Here is a 13206-nt window from a genome sequence, read left to right on the forward strand (position 1 = left end):
TTGGCTTGCGGCGGCGCTTCAGGCCGACGGCGGCACGAAACCCTGGGCCTCGACGCTGCCGTCTTCGAACAGATAGCGTTCCATCTGTTGTTGCAGGTACTTGCGGGCGCGGGCATCGGCCAGGTTGAGGCGGTTTTCGTTCACCAGCCGGGTCTGCACCTGTTTCCAGTCTTCCCAGGCTTCCTTGGAGACGCTTTGCCAGATGCGCGTGCCGAGTTCGCCGGGATAGGGCGGGTAGTCCAGCCCTTCGGCCTCGCGCTTGAGTTTTACACAGTTGACGGTACGGGACATGGTTCGCTGCCGGTTTCAATGATGGACTTGCCATTTTAGCGGCCCGCGGCCCGGCCTGCCGCCCGGCCGCGGTTACAAACCCTGGCCCGCTCAGAGTTTCTTGATGAAAACCAGGCTGTTGCGCGAGCGGTTGTAGTTGTTCTGCTTCTCGCGCGGCAGGTCGGCGATGCCGCCCGGCACGAAGCCGCGCTTCATGAACCAGTGCGACGTGCGGGTGGTGAGCACGAACAGGCGCCGCGCGCCGATGGCGCGCGCGCGCGATTCCATGTGGCGCAGCAGCAGCTCGCCCTCGCCGGAACCCTGCCATTCGGGATGCACGATCAGGCAGGCCATTTCCGCCATGTGCTCGTCGGGGTAGGGATGCAGCGCGGCGCAGCCGTAGATGACGCCGTCGTGCTCCAGCACGGTGAAGCGCTCGACTTCGCGCTCGATCACGCTGCGCGGACGCGGCACCAGGGTGCCGTCGGCCTCGAGCGGCTCGATCAGGCTCAGGATGGCGCCGACATCGTCCAGGGTGGCGGGACGCAGGTCGTCCAGGGTGTCTTCGACCACCATGGTGCCCACGCCGTCGTGGGTGAAGATCTCCAGCAGCACGCTGCCGTCCAGCGCATACGGCACCACGTGGGCCCGCGCGACCCCGCGCTTGACCGCCAGCGAGGCATGGCGCAGGAAGAAGGCCGTGTCCTCGTCCAGGTCGCCCTGCTGCAGCAGCGCGTCGGCGTCGATCCGCGCCAGTTCGGTGTCCACCGAACCATCGGGCAGCAGCACGCCGGGCGAGCCGGACAGGAAGATCAGCTTCTCGGCGCGCAGCGCCACGGCGACGCTGGTGGCGAGTTCTTCCATGGCCAGGTTGAAAGCGTCGCCGGTCGGGGAAAAGCCGAGCGGCGACAGCAGCACCACCGACGAGCCTTTCTCGATGGCGAACTTCAGCGCGTCGACGTCGATCTTGCGGACCTGGCCGGTATGCTTGTAGTCGATGCCGTCCACCACCCCGGTTGGCCGGGCGGTGACGAAATTGCCCGAGATGACCCGGATGTGCGAATGCGACATAGGCGTATTGGGCAGGCCCTGGCTGAAGGCGGCCTCGATGTCCAGGCGGATCTCGCCGGCCGCTTCCTTGGCGCATTCCAGCGCCGCCGGGTCGGTGGGCGCCAGGCCGCGGTCGAACTGCTGCGTGTAGCCTTTCAGGCGCAACTGCTCGTTGACCTGTGGACGCGAACCGTGCACCAGCACCAGCCGCACGCCCAGCGCCGACAACAGGGACAGGTCCTGCACCAGTGCGTTGAGGGCGCCGGCCTGCACCAGCTCGCCGCCGAACGCCACCACGAAGGTCTTGCCGCGGAAGGCATGTACGTAGGGGGCGACTTCGCGGAACCATCGGACGAATTGCGCGGGGGCGAATTCGGGGGCATCTTGGGCGGAAACGGTGTCGGGTTCCAGGTCGGGCATGATGTGGCGGAAGGGCTTCCTGAGCAGTCGGTGGGCGCGCCCCACGGGCGCGGCCGGCGCCGCGGTACGCGGCGCTCGCGGAAATTATAGGACTGCGCGCCCGGTTTGCCCGCGCCGTTCCGGCGTGGGCGGGCGTGCGCGCAACACTGGCGGGCCCGCCGGCGCTCCTTTTAGCGTGAGCAGGCCCTACAGGGTGCCGGGGTACAGGCCGCCGTCCAGCACCAGGTTCTGGCCGGTCATGAAGCCGGCCTGGGCGCTGCACAGGAACGCGCAGGCATCGCCGAATTCGGCCGGGTCGCCGAAGCGCCGCGCCGGGATGCCGGCCTGCCGCGCGGCCATCACGTCGGCGACGCTGCGGCCGGTGTCCTGGGCGGTCTTGGCGGCCGTCTGGGCCAGCCGATCAGTGGCGAAGGGGCCGGGCAGCAGGTTGTTGATGGTGACGTTGTGCGCCGCCACCTGGCGCGCCAGCCCGGCGACGAAGCCGGTCAGGCCGGTGCGCGCGCCGTTGGACAGGCCCAGGATGTCGATCGGCATCTTGACCGCGGCGGAGGTGATGTTGACGATGCGTCCGAAGCGGCGTTCGATCATCTTGTCCACCGTGGCGCGGATCAGTTCGATGGGCGTCAGCATGTTGGCATCCAGCGCCGCCACCCAGTCGTCGCGCGACCAGTCGCGGAAGTCGCCGGGCTTGGGGCCGCCGGCGTTGGTGACCAGGATGTCGGGGGCGGGGCAGGCCGCCAGCGCGGCGGCCCGGCCCGCCGGCGTAGTGATGTCGGCGGCCACGGTCGTCACGCGCGCGCCGGTCTCCGCGCGGATGGCGGCGGCGGCCGCCTCCAGCGCTTCCTGGCCGCGCGCCAGCATGGTCACCTCGGCGCCCTCGCGCGCCAGCGACAGGGCGCAGGCGCGCCCCAGCCCCTTGCTCGATGCGCACACCAGGGCGCGCTTGCCCTCGATACCCAGATCCATCGCTATCCTCCAGTTGGGCCGCCGCTGCGGCGAGATCACAAATTTTTATAATAGGTGCTCATAGAATAGAACGCACCCAATGCCTGAAGTCTCCCGACCGCCCGCGCGCGGCGCCGCGCCGCGCCCGGAGCGGCCCATTCCCGCCATCGCCTATCCCGAAGACCTGCCCGTCAGCGCGCGGCGCGGCGAGATCGCGCGCGCCATCGCCGCGCACCAGGTGGTGATCGTCAGCGGCGAGACCGGCTCCGGCAAGACCACCCAGTTGCCCAAGATCTGCCTGGAGCTCGGGCGCGGCCGCCAGCGCATGATCGGCCATACGCAGCCGCGCCGGCTGGCCGCCACGTCGGTGGCCAGGCGCATCGCCGAAGAGCTGAACACGGTGCTGGGCGAGGTGGTGGGCTACCAGGTGCGCTTCAATGACCGCACCGGCCCCAACGCCTCGGTCAAGCTGATGACCGATGGCATCCTGCTGGCCGAGTCGCAGCGCGACCCGCTGCTGCGCCGCTACGACACCATCATCATCGACGAGGCGCACGAGCGCAGCCTGAACATCGACTTCCTGCTGGGCTACCTGAAGCAGTTGCTGCCGCGGCGGCCCGACCTGAAACTCATCATCACGTCGGCCACCATCGACGCCGAGCGCTTCGCGCGCCATTTCGCCGCCGCGGAGGACGCGCCGGCGCCGGTCATCGAAGTGTCGGGCCGGCTGTATCCGGTCGAAGTGCGCTACCGGCCGGTGCGCCAGGACGACGCCGAGGACGGCGCCGCCAGCGGGGCGCGGCCGAACCGCGAGCGCCTGGCCGGCGACGAGGAGCGCGACCTGATCGACGCCATCGTCGACGCGGTCGACGAATGCGCCCGCCATGGCCCGGGCGACGTGCTGGTGTTCCTGCCCGGCGAGCGCGAGATCCGCGAAGCGGCCGAGGCGCTGCGCAAGCATCATCCGGCCGGCACCGGGATACTGCCGCTGTACGCGCGCCTGTCGCAGGCCGAGCAGGAACAGATCTTCCATCCGCGCGGCAATGCGCGGCGCGTGGTGCTGGCCACCAACGTGGCCGAGACGTCGCTGACCGTGCCCGGCATCCGCTTCGTGGTCGACAGCGGCCTGGCGCGCATCAAGCGCTACTCGTGGCGCAACAAGGTCGAGCAGCTGCGCATCGAGCCCATCAGCCGCGCCTCGGCCAACCAGCGCGCCGGGCGCTGCGGGCGCGTGGGTCCGGGCGTGTGCATCCGCCTGTACGACGAAGCCGACTTCAACGCGCGCGCGCCGTTCACCGATCCGGAGGTGCTGCGCTCCTCGCTGGCGTCGGTGATCCTGCGCATGAAGTCGCTGAAGCTGGACGACATCGAGCAGTTTCCTTTCGTCGAGGCTCCGCCGGGGCGCGCCATCGCCGACGGCTATCACCTGTTGCAGGAACTGGGCGCGATCGAGCTGGCCGCGCCAGACGAGGATACCGGGGACGGCGAGGGCGCGCGCACCGGCGCTGCCTTCGTCCTGACGCGCACCGGCCACGAGCTGGCCAAGCTGCCGGTCGACCCGCGCATCGGCCGCATGATCCTGGCCGCCCGCGAACAGCAGTGCCTGGCCGAGATGCTGGTCATCGCCGCGGCCCTGTCGGTACAGGACCCGCGCGACCGTCCCATGGCAGAACGCGAGGCCGCCGAGGCCGCGCATGCCAAGTTCGCCGACGACAAATCCGAATTCATCTCCTTCTTGAAGCTGTGGCGCTGGTACGGCGAACAGGTGCAGCACAAGGCGTCGCAGCGCAAGCTGGTGGCGCTGCTGCGCCAGAATTTCCTGTCGCCCGTCCGGCTGCGCGAATGGCATGACGTACATACCCAGCTCGCCGCGCTGGTGGGCGAGCAGGGCTGGCGCGTCAACCAGGCCGAGGCCACCTACGAGCAGCTGCACCTGGCGCTGCTGTCGGGCCTGCTGGGCAATATCGGCTTCAAGGGCGACGAGGGCGGCATGTACCGCGGCGCGCGCGACATCCGCTTCCACATCCATCCGGGCTCGCGCCTGGCCAAGAAGGGCGGCCGCTGGATCGTGGCGGCCGAGCTGGTCGAGACCACGCGCCTGTACGCACGCTGCGTGGCGCGCATCGAGCCGACCTGGCTCGAGCGGGTGGCCGCGCACCTGCTGCGCCGCAGCTGGTCCGATCCGCGCTGGGAAAAGAAGGCCGGGCAGGTGGTGGCCAACGAACGCGCCACGCTCTACGGGCTGGTGGTCTATGCCGGCCGCCGCGTCCACTACGGGCGCGTCAACCCGCAGCATGCGCGCGAGCTGTTCATCCGCGAGGCCCTGGTGCCGGGCGAGATCGACACGCGGCTGCCGTTCGTGGCGCACAACCGCAAGCTGATCGCCGGCATCGAGAAGCTCGAGCACCAGGCGCGCCGGCCGGACATCCTGGTCGACAACGCGCTGATCTACGCGTTCTACGACCGGCAGTTGCCCGACGGCATTTCGCAGACCGCCACGCTGGAAAAATGGGTGCATGGCCTGGACAAGCAGGCCGCCGCCGCGCTGCTGCTGACGCGCGACGAGCTGATGCGGCACGAGGCCGCCGGGGTCACCACCGACGTGTTCCCCAAGCAGGTCGAGTGGCAGGGCGTGACCATGCCGCTGGACTACCATTTCGAGCCGGGCTCGCCGCGCGACGGCGTGACGCTGTCGGTGCCGCTGTTCGCGCTGAACCAGATCGACCCGGCGCGCTGCGAATGGCTGGTGCCCGGCATGCTCAAGGAAAAGGTGCATCTGCTGCTCAAATCCCTGCCGCAGAAGCTGCGGCGCCACTGCGTGCCGCTGCCCGACTATGCCGCGGGCTTTTATGAGCGCTGGTTCGAGCGGCTGGCCGACCCGCAGCGCGGCCTGGTCGACGCGCTGATCGCCGACATGTGGGAGCAGGTGCAGGTGCGCCCCGCGCCGGGCGATTTCAAGCAGGAAACCCTGCCGGCCCACTTGTCCATGAATTTCAAGGTGGTGGACGAGCACGGGCGCATGCTGGCGGCCGGCCGCAACCTGGCGCAGCTCAAGGCCGAATTCGGCAAGCAGGCGCAGGCCACCTTCCAGCAACTGGCGGTGCGCGACACCGAGGTCGCGCAGGCGCTGGCGCACGAGAACCTCACGTCGTGGTCGTTCGGCCCGCTGCCGGAGATCATGGAAATCAAGCGCAAGGGCCAGTCGGTGATCGGCTACCCGGCGCTGGTCGACCGGGGCGCGCATTGCGACCTGGACGTGTTCGACGACCCCGACGAGGCGCGCCGGCATCATCGCGCTGGGCTGCTGAAGCTGTTCCGGCTGGGCTTGCGCGAGCAGGTGAAGTTCCTCGAGAAGAACCTGCCCGACCTGACCAAGATGAGCATGTTCTACATGAACCTGGGCACGCAGGAGGAGTTGCGCGACCAGATCATCGATTGCGCGCTGGCGCAAGCCTGCCTGGCCGAGCCCTGGCCGGCCGACGCCGAGGCCTTCGAGGCGCGCCGCCAGGAAGGCAAGGGCCGCCTGGGCCTGCTGGCCCAGGAAGCGGCGCGGCTGGCGCACGCGGTGCTGGCGGAGTACGCCGCCCTGCAGCGCAAGCTGCCGCAGGCCAAGCCGCATGCGGCCGCCTACGCCGACCTGCAGCAGCAGATCGGCGCGCTCATGCCCAAGTGGTTCGTGCGCGATACGCCGCATGCGCAGCTGGCGCATTTTCCCCGCTACCTGAAGGCGGCGGTGGCGCGCATCGACAAGCTGCGCGCCGATCCGGCGCGCGATGCGCGGCTGATGGCCGAGATGGCGCCGCTGCTGACCCAGTACCAACGCGCCCGCGCCGCCCTGAAAGGCGCCCCGGACCCGCGCCTGGACGAGTTCCGCTGGCTGCTGGAAGAACTGCGGGTGGCGCTGTTCGCCCAGGAACTGCGCACGCCCATGCCGGTGTCGGTCAAGCGGCTGGCCAAAGCCTGGGAGTCGATGCGGCGCTAAGGCCGTTGACCCCAAGGGCCCCGCATTGCCCGCGCCGCTCATCGCGCGGGCAATTGCCGGTGCTCCAGCCGGCTCAGCAGGCGCACCACCGGCCACAGCAAGGCCAGGTAGAACAGCGCCGCCAGCATGATGGGCGAGGGGTTGTACACCAGCGATTGCGCGTCGCGCGCCACGCGCAGCAGCTCGGGCAGCGCCACGGCGCTGGCCAGCGTGGTCAGCTTGACCACCTCCAGCGTATTGCTGATCAGGTCCGGCATGACATTGCGGGCGGCCTGCGGAATCTGCACATACCAGAGCGCCTGCCAGCTCGACAGCCCGGTGGAGCGGGCCGCCTCGATCTGGCCGCGCGGCACGCTTTCCAGGCCGGCGCGGAACACTTCGCCGTAATAGGAGGAGTTGTTCAGCATGAAGCCGATCGCCACCGCCAGCAGCTTGGGCAATTCGAGCCCCAGGAAGGGCGAGCCGAAGTAGATGAAGATCAGCAGCACCAGCGGCGGCAGGGCGCGGAAGAAATCGATGTAGATCGCCAGCAGCAGGCGCGCCCAGCGGCGCTTGAGGGTGATCGACAGCACGCCGATCAGCAGGCCCGAGACCAGGCCCACCGGAATGACCAGGGCCGACAGCAGCAGCGTGCGGCCCAGGCCCTGCAGCAGGTAGGGCGCGACGTTCTTGTAGACATTCAGGTTGAAGAAATTCTGCAGGATTTCATCCATGCCGTTTCCCCCGGGCCGTGCAGCGCGCCGCCGCGGCGCGGCGGCCGGCCGGTATTGGTATCAGTGCTTCCATTTGAAGCGGGTCTCGGTCCAGCGGCCCAGCAGCACGACCGGCACGAAGATCAGCAGGCTGGCCACCGCCGCCAGGGTCAGCGGCGTGGCGTTGCCCGCGTTGCTGCTGGCCGATTGGGCGTTGTTCAGGACTTCGCTCAGGCCGACCACGGAACCCAGCGCCGTGCTCTTGGTGATGGCGATGACGCGGTTGGTGAGCGGCGCGACCGTCAGGCGCAGGGCCTGCGGCATGATCACGTAGGCCATGCTTTGCAGCCAGTTCAGCCCGGTGGAGCGGGCCGCCTCGCCCTGGCCGCGCGGCACCGACAGGATGCCGGCCCAGAAGATCTCCTCGGCAAAGGCGGCCAGCACCAGCGATAGCGACAGCCAGCAGGCGGTGAAGGCCGACATGGCCAGGTTGATGTACGGAAAGGCGAAGAACAGCATCATGATCACCACCAGCGGCGGCAGGGCGCGCAGGATGTCGGCGAAGCACACGATCAGGAAGCTGAGCGGCCCGATGCGCGCGGCGCGCAGCACGGCCAGCGCCAGGCCGAGCAGCACGCCGGTGACGGCGACCGCCAGGCCCAGTTGCAGGGTCACCCACATGCCCGCCAGGATGTCGGGCAGGTAGCGCCAGGCGATTTCGGCATTGAAGAAGGAGAACAGCAGCGCGTTGAGATCCATCGGTGTCGTCGCGGCCGCGTCAAGCGGCGTGTTCGGCCATGCGCGCCAGGAAAGCCTGGGTGCGCGGCTGGCTGGGGTGGTTGAAGACCTGCTGCGGCGTGCCTTGTTCGACGATCACGCCGCCGTCCATGAAGACCACCCGGTCCGCCGCCGCCTTGGCGAAGCCCATCTCGTGGCTGACCACCATCATGGTCATGCCGTCCTGCTTGAGCTCGCGCATCACGTTGAGCACGCTGCCCACCAGTTCCGGGTCGAGCGCGCTGGTGGGTTCGTCGAACAACACCACCTTGGGCCGCAGCGCCAGCGAGCGGGCGATGCCGACGCGCTGCTGCTGGCCGCCCGACAACTGATCGGGATAGGCGGCCGCCTTGTCGGCCAGCCCGACCCGCTCGAGCGCCTCCAGGCCGCGCCGGTCGGCCTCGGCGCGCGGCAGCTTCTGCACCTTGCGCAGCGCCAGCGTGATGTTCGACAGCACGGACATGTGGCGGTACAGATTGAAGTGCTGGAACACCATGCCGATGTTCTGGCGGATGCGGTTCAGCTCGGCGCCGGCGGCGGTGATCTCGTCGCCGTCGACATGGATGGTGCCGGCCGTCGGCTCTTCGAGCCGGTTGCAGCAGCGCAGCAGGCTGCTCTTGCCGGAGCCGGACGGGCCGATCATGAAGACCAGCTCGCCCTTGGCGACGTCCAGGTCGATGCCCTTGAGGACCGGGTTGTCGCCATAGGCCTTGTACAGGCCGGCGATCTTCAGGATCGGTTCGTCCATGCAATGTTCCTCGCGATGACAGGGGGGGCGCGGCGCAGCCGCGCGCCCGTGCTAGTTGCAGCGCAACTCGACCGGCGTGGCGTCGTAGCCGGGCAGGCCCGGCACGCCCTGGCCGGGCGCCACGGTCACGGCCGCCGAGCCGGGCGCCGGCGTAAAGCCGAACCATTTCTGCGCCAGCTTGGCGACGGTGCCGTCCTGCTTGAGGCATTTCAGCGCCATGGAAACGCGATCGCGGCCCGCCTTGTCGTCCAGCCGGAACGCCAGCGCCCAGACCAGGCCGGTTTCGATGGTGTAGGTGGTGCGCACCGCCGGATTCTGCTTGGCGACCCAGGCCGACACGGTATTGCCGGCCAGGTTGGCGTCGGCGCGGCCGGCCTGCACGGCCTGTATCGCATCTGCGTTGGAGGCGTACACGTCATAGGTGAACCCGTACTTCTGCGCGTTGTCGCGCGCCCAGTGCTCGTAGGCCGAGCCCTTGTTCACCGCCAGCTTCTTGCCCTTGAGGTCGCCCAGCCCGCCGATGTCGGCGGCCTGCTTGGGCACCACGAAGGTGTAGTCGGTGTTCAGGTAGCCCTCGGAAAACAGCAGCGCGCGGGCGCGCTCTTCGGTGGCGGTGGTGGGCGCCAGCACAAAATCGTATTTCCTGGCGTTCAGCCCGGGGATCAGCGCGGCGTACTCCGTGCCTTCGATGTTGATGGTGGTGCCCAGCTGCTTGGCCAGCGCCTGGCCCAGCTCGATGTTGAAGCCGTCCAGGCCGCCGCCCAGTTTCGGCATGGCATGCGGCGCGAAGGTGGCGTCGACGCCGCTGGTCAGCGGGCGTTCGGCATGGGCATGGCCGGCGACGGCCAGCCAGAGCATCAGGCCGCAGCGGCCGGCCAGTGTCAGGGTGCGGGTAAGGCGGTTCATGTCGGGTCCTTTACGGAAGAGGGGCGCTGCCCAGCGCCGGGCCGGCGCCCGTGCGCTCGAGGATCAGGCCGTAATGCTCGGGCCGGCGATGGGCGGCGAAGTTGAAGATGTGCTGCTTGAACGTGTCCGCCAGCGCCAGGTCGGCCTGGCAGACGATCACCTCGTCTTCCTCGCTTTGCGCCAGCGCCACGATCTCGCCGGTCGGCGCGACGATGGCCGACCCGGCGATCAGGTGGCTGCCGTCCTCGATGCCGGCCTTGCCGGCCGCCGCCACCCATACCGCATTCTGGTAGGCGGCCGCCTGCAGGCTGAGCAGATGGTGGAACATGCGCAAGTGGCTCGGCTCGTTCCAGTGGATGTTCACCGACGGCGTGTTGTAGCCGAGCGCGACGATCTCGGCGCCCTGCAGCGCCATCACGCGCCAGGTTTCGGTCCAGCGGCGGTCGTTGCACAGGCACATGCCGATGCGGGTATTCATCGTCTCCCAGACGTTGAAGCCTTCATTGCCCACTTCGAAGAATTTCTTCTCCAGGTGCTGGAACGGCGCCTGCGGCTTGTGGTCGCTGTGGCCCGGCAGGTGGATCTTGCGATAGCGCCCGACGATGCGGCCTTCCGCGTCGACCAGGATGCTGGTGTTGAAGCGCCGGCCGTCGGCGGCGATCTCGGCATAGCCCAGGTAAAAGCCGATGCCGAGCCCGCGCGCGGTCTCGAACAGGATGCGGGTCTGCGGGCCCGGCATCTCTTTCTCGAAATAGCGTTCCATCGCCTCTTCCTCGCTCATCCAGTAGCGCGGGAAGAAAGTGGTCAGGGCCAGCTCGGGGAACACCACCAGGCGGGCGCCGCGCGCATGGGCTTCGCGCATCATCGCCAGCAGCCGGGCGACGGTCTGGCTGCGCGATTCCTGGGGCTGGACCGGCCCCATCTGGGCGACCGCCAGGCCGAAGGGACGTTTGCTCATGGATTCATCCTTGCCTGGGCAGGCTGTTCGTGAAGTACTTGCGCACCAGCGCGTTGGGGTTGCCGTTCAGGCGCTGGCGCAATACCGGCTCGGGCGTGCCGCGCGCCAGGAACCGGCCGCTGCCGCGCTCGACCCGCAGTTCGCCATCCTCGACGGCGACCCGGCCGCGGCTGACCACCACTTCGGGCCAGCCGCGCACGGTCTTGCCTTCGTACGGCGTATAGCCGACGTTGTCGTGCAGCATGTCCGTGGAGATCGTGACTTCGCGCTCGGGGTTCCATACGGCAAGGTCGGCGTCGGCCCCCACCGCGATAGTGCCTTTCCTGGGATACAGGCCATAGGTGCGCGCGTGGTTGGTGGCGGTCAGCGCCACGAAGCGCTCGATGGAGATGCGTCCGGCCAGCACGCCTTCGGAGAACAGCAGCGGCATGCGCACTTCCAGCCCGGGCACGCCATTGGCGACGTCCTTGAAGGTGGTCTGGTCGCCCTTGGGCAGCTTGCCGCTGGCGTCGTAGCGATAGGGGGCGTGATCGGAGGAATACAGCTGCAGGGTGCCGTCCGTCAGTCCTTGCCACACCGCCTGCTGCGAGGCCGCGTCGCGCGGCGGCGGGCTGCAGCAGTACTTGGCGCCTTCCAGGCCGGGCAGGTCGATGTCGCCGGCTTCCAGGAACAGATACTGCGGGCAGCTCTCGGCGTGGATCGGCAGCCCCAGGGCCTGCGAAGAATGCACGACCTGGACGGCTTCCAGGCCCGCCACGTGCACGATCAGGATCGGCACGTCCATCATGCGCGCCAGCGCCACGGCACGATGGGTAGCCTCGCTCTCGGCCAGCGGCGTGTGGGCCACCGCGTGGTACTTGGGCGCGGTCATGCCGCGCTCGACCAGGCGCCGCGCCACCCAGCGGATCATGTCGTTGTTCTCGGCGTGGACCATGACCAGGGCGCCCTCGCGGTCGGCCACTTCCAGCACGTCCAGCAGCTGGTAGTCGTCCAGCTTCATGCGGTCGTAGGTCATGAAGACCTTGAACGAGGTGATGCCGTTCTTGATCAGCTCCGGCAGGTCGCGCTGCAAGGCCTGTTCGGTGGGGTCGGACAGGATCAGGTGGAAGCCGTAGTCGATCACCGCCTTCTCGGCGGCGCGCCGCGCGTAGTCGGCCACCACGTCGGGCAGCGCGTCGCCGCGATGCTGGGCCGCGAACGGGATGATGCAGGTGGTGCCGCCGAACGCCGCCGACACGGTGGCGCTGTAGAAATCGTCGGCGCACATGATGCCCATGCCCGACAGCTGCTCGACATGGCAGTGGCTGTCGATGCCGCCGGGCAGCACCCAGCGGCCCGCCGCATCGATGTCGCGGCGGCCGGCCGGCAGGCCCGGGCCGAGCGCCGCGATCACGCCGTCGCGCACGCCGATGTCGGCGTGGAAGGTGTCGCTGGCCGTGCTGATGCGGCCGTTGCGGATGGTCAGGTCGAAGGGCGTGTCGGTCATGGCTGCCGCCCTCAGGCCGAGATGTCCTGGCGGCCGCCGGCCGCCAGCGCCAGGCCGACGCGGCGCACGGTGGCCTCCAGTTCGGCGGCGGTCGCCGGGTCGATGCGCATGCCCGGGGCGCGCAGGGCGTGGCTCTTGATGGCGCCGCGGCGCTGGTAGACGTACTTGCGCAGCGCCAGGCCGATCTTGGGCTGGAATTCGTAGCGGATCAGCGGGCAGTAGCGGTCGAACACCGCCGCCGCGCCGGCGTGGTCGCCGCTGGCATAGCGCTCGTAGATGGCCACCAGGATCTCCGGGAAAGCGAAGCCCGTCATGGTGCCGACGGCGCCGCGCTGCAGTTCTTCCAGGAAGTACACGCCGCCCAGGCCGCCGAAGATTTTCATTGCCTCGTCGCCGGCCAGCTCGCGGATGCGGCTGATCTTCTGCGCCACCGGCGGCTCTTCCATCTTGATCATGTGCACGCCGCCTTCGCGGCCGAGCCGCGCCACGACTTCGGGGCGGATCTCGGTGCCGAACGAGTCGGGAAAATCGTGGATCACCACGGGAATCTTCACCGCGTCGGCGACCGCCTTGTAATAGTCGAACAGCAGTGCGTCGCCGGCGTTGTCCAGCGGGGCGGCGAACACCGCGTCGGCGCCCAGGTCCTGCGCCTCGCGCGCCTGCTCGATGGCGCCAGCGATGCCGTGGGCGCGCACGCCGACCCAGACCGGCACCCGGCCGTCGGTATGCTTGACGAAGGTTTCCAGCACCTGCCGGCGTTCGGCGCTCGACAGCTTGTGCAGCTCGCCCAGGAAGCCCAGGATGGCCAGGCCGGTGACGCCGGTCTCGAGCAGGAAGTCGACCAGCGAGCGGATGCTGTCGGTGTCCACCGCCAGCGCATCGTCGAAGGGCGTCGGGCAAATGGTGAAGACGCCCTGGGCGTCGGGTATGGCGGCCATCATCTCTCCATCAGGATGCGTGGAAAACCGAAAT

General features: G+C 69.0%; 11 protein-coding genes. 1 reads left to right on the forward strand and 10 read right to left on the reverse strand.

Features of this window, described 5'->3' with window-relative positions; all coding sequences use genetic code 11:
- Window positions 1-18: 18 nt before the first annotated feature.
- The 3 genes from ACKTT0_RS16495 to ACKTT0_RS16505 all read right to left on the reverse strand — a co-directional run bounded on the left by ACKTT0_RS16495 (window position 19) and on the right by ACKTT0_RS16505 (window position 2706).
- Window positions 19-291: an oxidative damage protection protein gene (locus ACKTT0_RS16495; protein ID WP_028354164.1), complete on the reverse strand. Its 273-nt coding sequence runs from the start codon at window positions 289-291 to the stop codon at window positions 19-21.
- Window positions 292-381: 90 nt separating this feature from the next.
- Entirely contained in the window at window positions 382-1740 is a 1359-nt protein-coding gene (argA, locus tag ACKTT0_RS16500; protein ID WP_407850898.1) for an amino-acid N-acetyltransferase, read from the reverse strand.
- Window positions 1741-1926: 186 nt separating this feature from the next.
- A complete protein-coding gene (locus ACKTT0_RS16505) occupies window positions 1927-2706 on the reverse strand; it encodes an SDR family oxidoreductase (RefSeq protein WP_407850899.1) in 780 nt (259 codons plus the stop codon).
- A gap of 79 nt (window positions 2707-2785) precedes the next feature.
- Here ACKTT0_RS16505 and hrpA point away from each other — a divergent pair, with 79 nt between their 5' ends.
- On the forward strand, window positions 2786-6667 hold the full coding sequence (gene hrpA / locus ACKTT0_RS16510) for an ATP-dependent RNA helicase HrpA (RefSeq protein ID WP_407850900.1): 3882 nt from the start codon (window positions 2786-2788) through the stop codon (window positions 6665-6667).
- A gap of 38 nt (window positions 6668-6705) precedes the next feature.
- Here the strand turns inward: hrpA and ACKTT0_RS16515 are convergent, their stop codons facing one another.
- Genes ACKTT0_RS16515 through ACKTT0_RS16545 form a run of 7 tightly spaced genes read right to left on the reverse strand, consistent with a single transcriptional unit; the run spans window position 6706 to window position 13172 of the window.
- On the reverse strand, window positions 6706-7380 hold the full coding sequence (locus tag ACKTT0_RS16515) for an amino acid ABC transporter permease (protein ID WP_407850901.1): 675 nt from the start codon (window positions 7378-7380) through the stop codon (window positions 6706-6708).
- Between the two features lie 60 nt (window positions 7381-7440).
- Entirely contained in the window at window positions 7441-8118 is a 678-nt protein-coding gene (locus ACKTT0_RS16520; RefSeq protein ID WP_289784387.1) for an amino acid ABC transporter permease, read from the reverse strand.
- Between the two features lie 19 nt (window positions 8119-8137).
- Entirely contained in the window at window positions 8138-8884 is a 747-nt protein-coding gene (locus ACKTT0_RS16525; RefSeq protein ID WP_407850902.1) for an amino acid ABC transporter ATP-binding protein, read from the reverse strand.
- Window positions 8885-8935: 51 nt separating this feature from the next.
- On the reverse strand, window positions 8936-9790 hold the full coding sequence (locus tag ACKTT0_RS16530) for a transporter substrate-binding domain-containing protein (RefSeq protein WP_407850903.1): 855 nt from the start codon (window positions 9788-9790) through the stop codon (window positions 8936-8938).
- A gap of 10 nt (window positions 9791-9800) precedes the next feature.
- Window positions 9801-10748, reverse strand: a complete 948-nt coding sequence (locus ACKTT0_RS16535) for an N-carbamoyl-D-amino-acid hydrolase (protein ID WP_407850904.1) — start codon at window positions 10746-10748, stop codon at window positions 9801-9803.
- Window positions 10749-10752: 4 nt separating this feature from the next.
- Window positions 10753-12234: a dihydropyrimidinase gene (gene hydA, locus ACKTT0_RS16540; protein WP_407850905.1), complete on the reverse strand. Its 1482-nt coding sequence runs from the start codon at window positions 12232-12234 to the stop codon at window positions 10753-10755.
- An 11-nt stretch (window positions 12235-12245) separates the two neighbouring features.
- The gene (locus ACKTT0_RS16545) at window positions 12246-13172 is read right to left on the reverse strand and encodes a dihydrodipicolinate synthase family protein (RefSeq protein ID WP_249278484.1); all 927 of its coding nucleotides are present in this window, start codon (window positions 13170-13172) and stop codon (window positions 12246-12248) included.
- Window positions 13173-13206: the final 34 nt, after the last annotated feature.

Source organism: Bordetella saccharivorans (assembly GCF_045862855.1).
Classification (GTDB): domain Bacteria; phylum Pseudomonadota; class Gammaproteobacteria; order Burkholderiales; family Burkholderiaceae_B; genus Bordetella_A; species Bordetella_A petrii_F.

Bases quoted from the DNA above. Each gene is read 5' to 3' on its own strand.
- ACKTT0_RS16530 (WP_407850903.1), bottom strand. From the start codon at position 9,790: ATGAACCGCCTTACCCGCACCCTGACACTGGCCGGCCGCTGCGGCCTG.
- hrpA (WP_407850900.1), top strand. From the start codon at position 2,786: ATGCCTGAAGTCTCCCGACCGCCCGCGCGCGGCGCCGCGCCGCGCCCG.
- ACKTT0_RS16495 (WP_028354164.1), bottom strand. From the start codon at position 291: ATGTCCCGTACCGTCAACTGTGTAAAACTCAAGCGCGAGGCCGAAGGG.
- ACKTT0_RS16505 (WP_407850899.1), bottom strand. From the start codon at position 2,706: ATGGATCTGGGTATCGAGGGCAAGCGCGCCCTGGTGTGCGCATCGAGC.
- ACKTT0_RS16525 (WP_407850902.1), bottom strand. From the start codon at position 8,884: ATGGACGAACCGATCCTGAAGATCGCCGGCCTGTACAAGGCCTATGGC.
- ACKTT0_RS16520 (WP_289784387.1), bottom strand. From the start codon at position 8,118: ATGGATCTCAACGCGCTGCTGTTCTCCTTCTTCAATGCCGAAATCGCC.
- argA (WP_407850898.1), bottom strand. From the start codon at position 1,740: ATGCCCGACCTGGAACCCGACACCGTTTCCGCCCAAGATGCCCCCGAA.
- hydA (WP_407850905.1), bottom strand. From the start codon at position 12,234: ATGACCGACACGCCCTTCGACCTGACCATCCGCAACGGCCGCATCAGC.
- ACKTT0_RS16535 (WP_407850904.1), bottom strand. From the start codon at position 10,748: ATGAGCAAACGTCCCTTCGGCCTGGCGGTCGCCCAGATGGGGCCGGTC.
- ACKTT0_RS16545 (WP_249278484.1), bottom strand. From the start codon at position 13,172: ATGGCCGCCATACCCGACGCCCAGGGCGTCTTCACCATTTGCCCGACG.
- ACKTT0_RS16515 (WP_407850901.1), bottom strand. From the start codon at position 7,380: ATGGATGAAATCCTGCAGAATTTCTTCAACCTGAATGTCTACAAGAAC.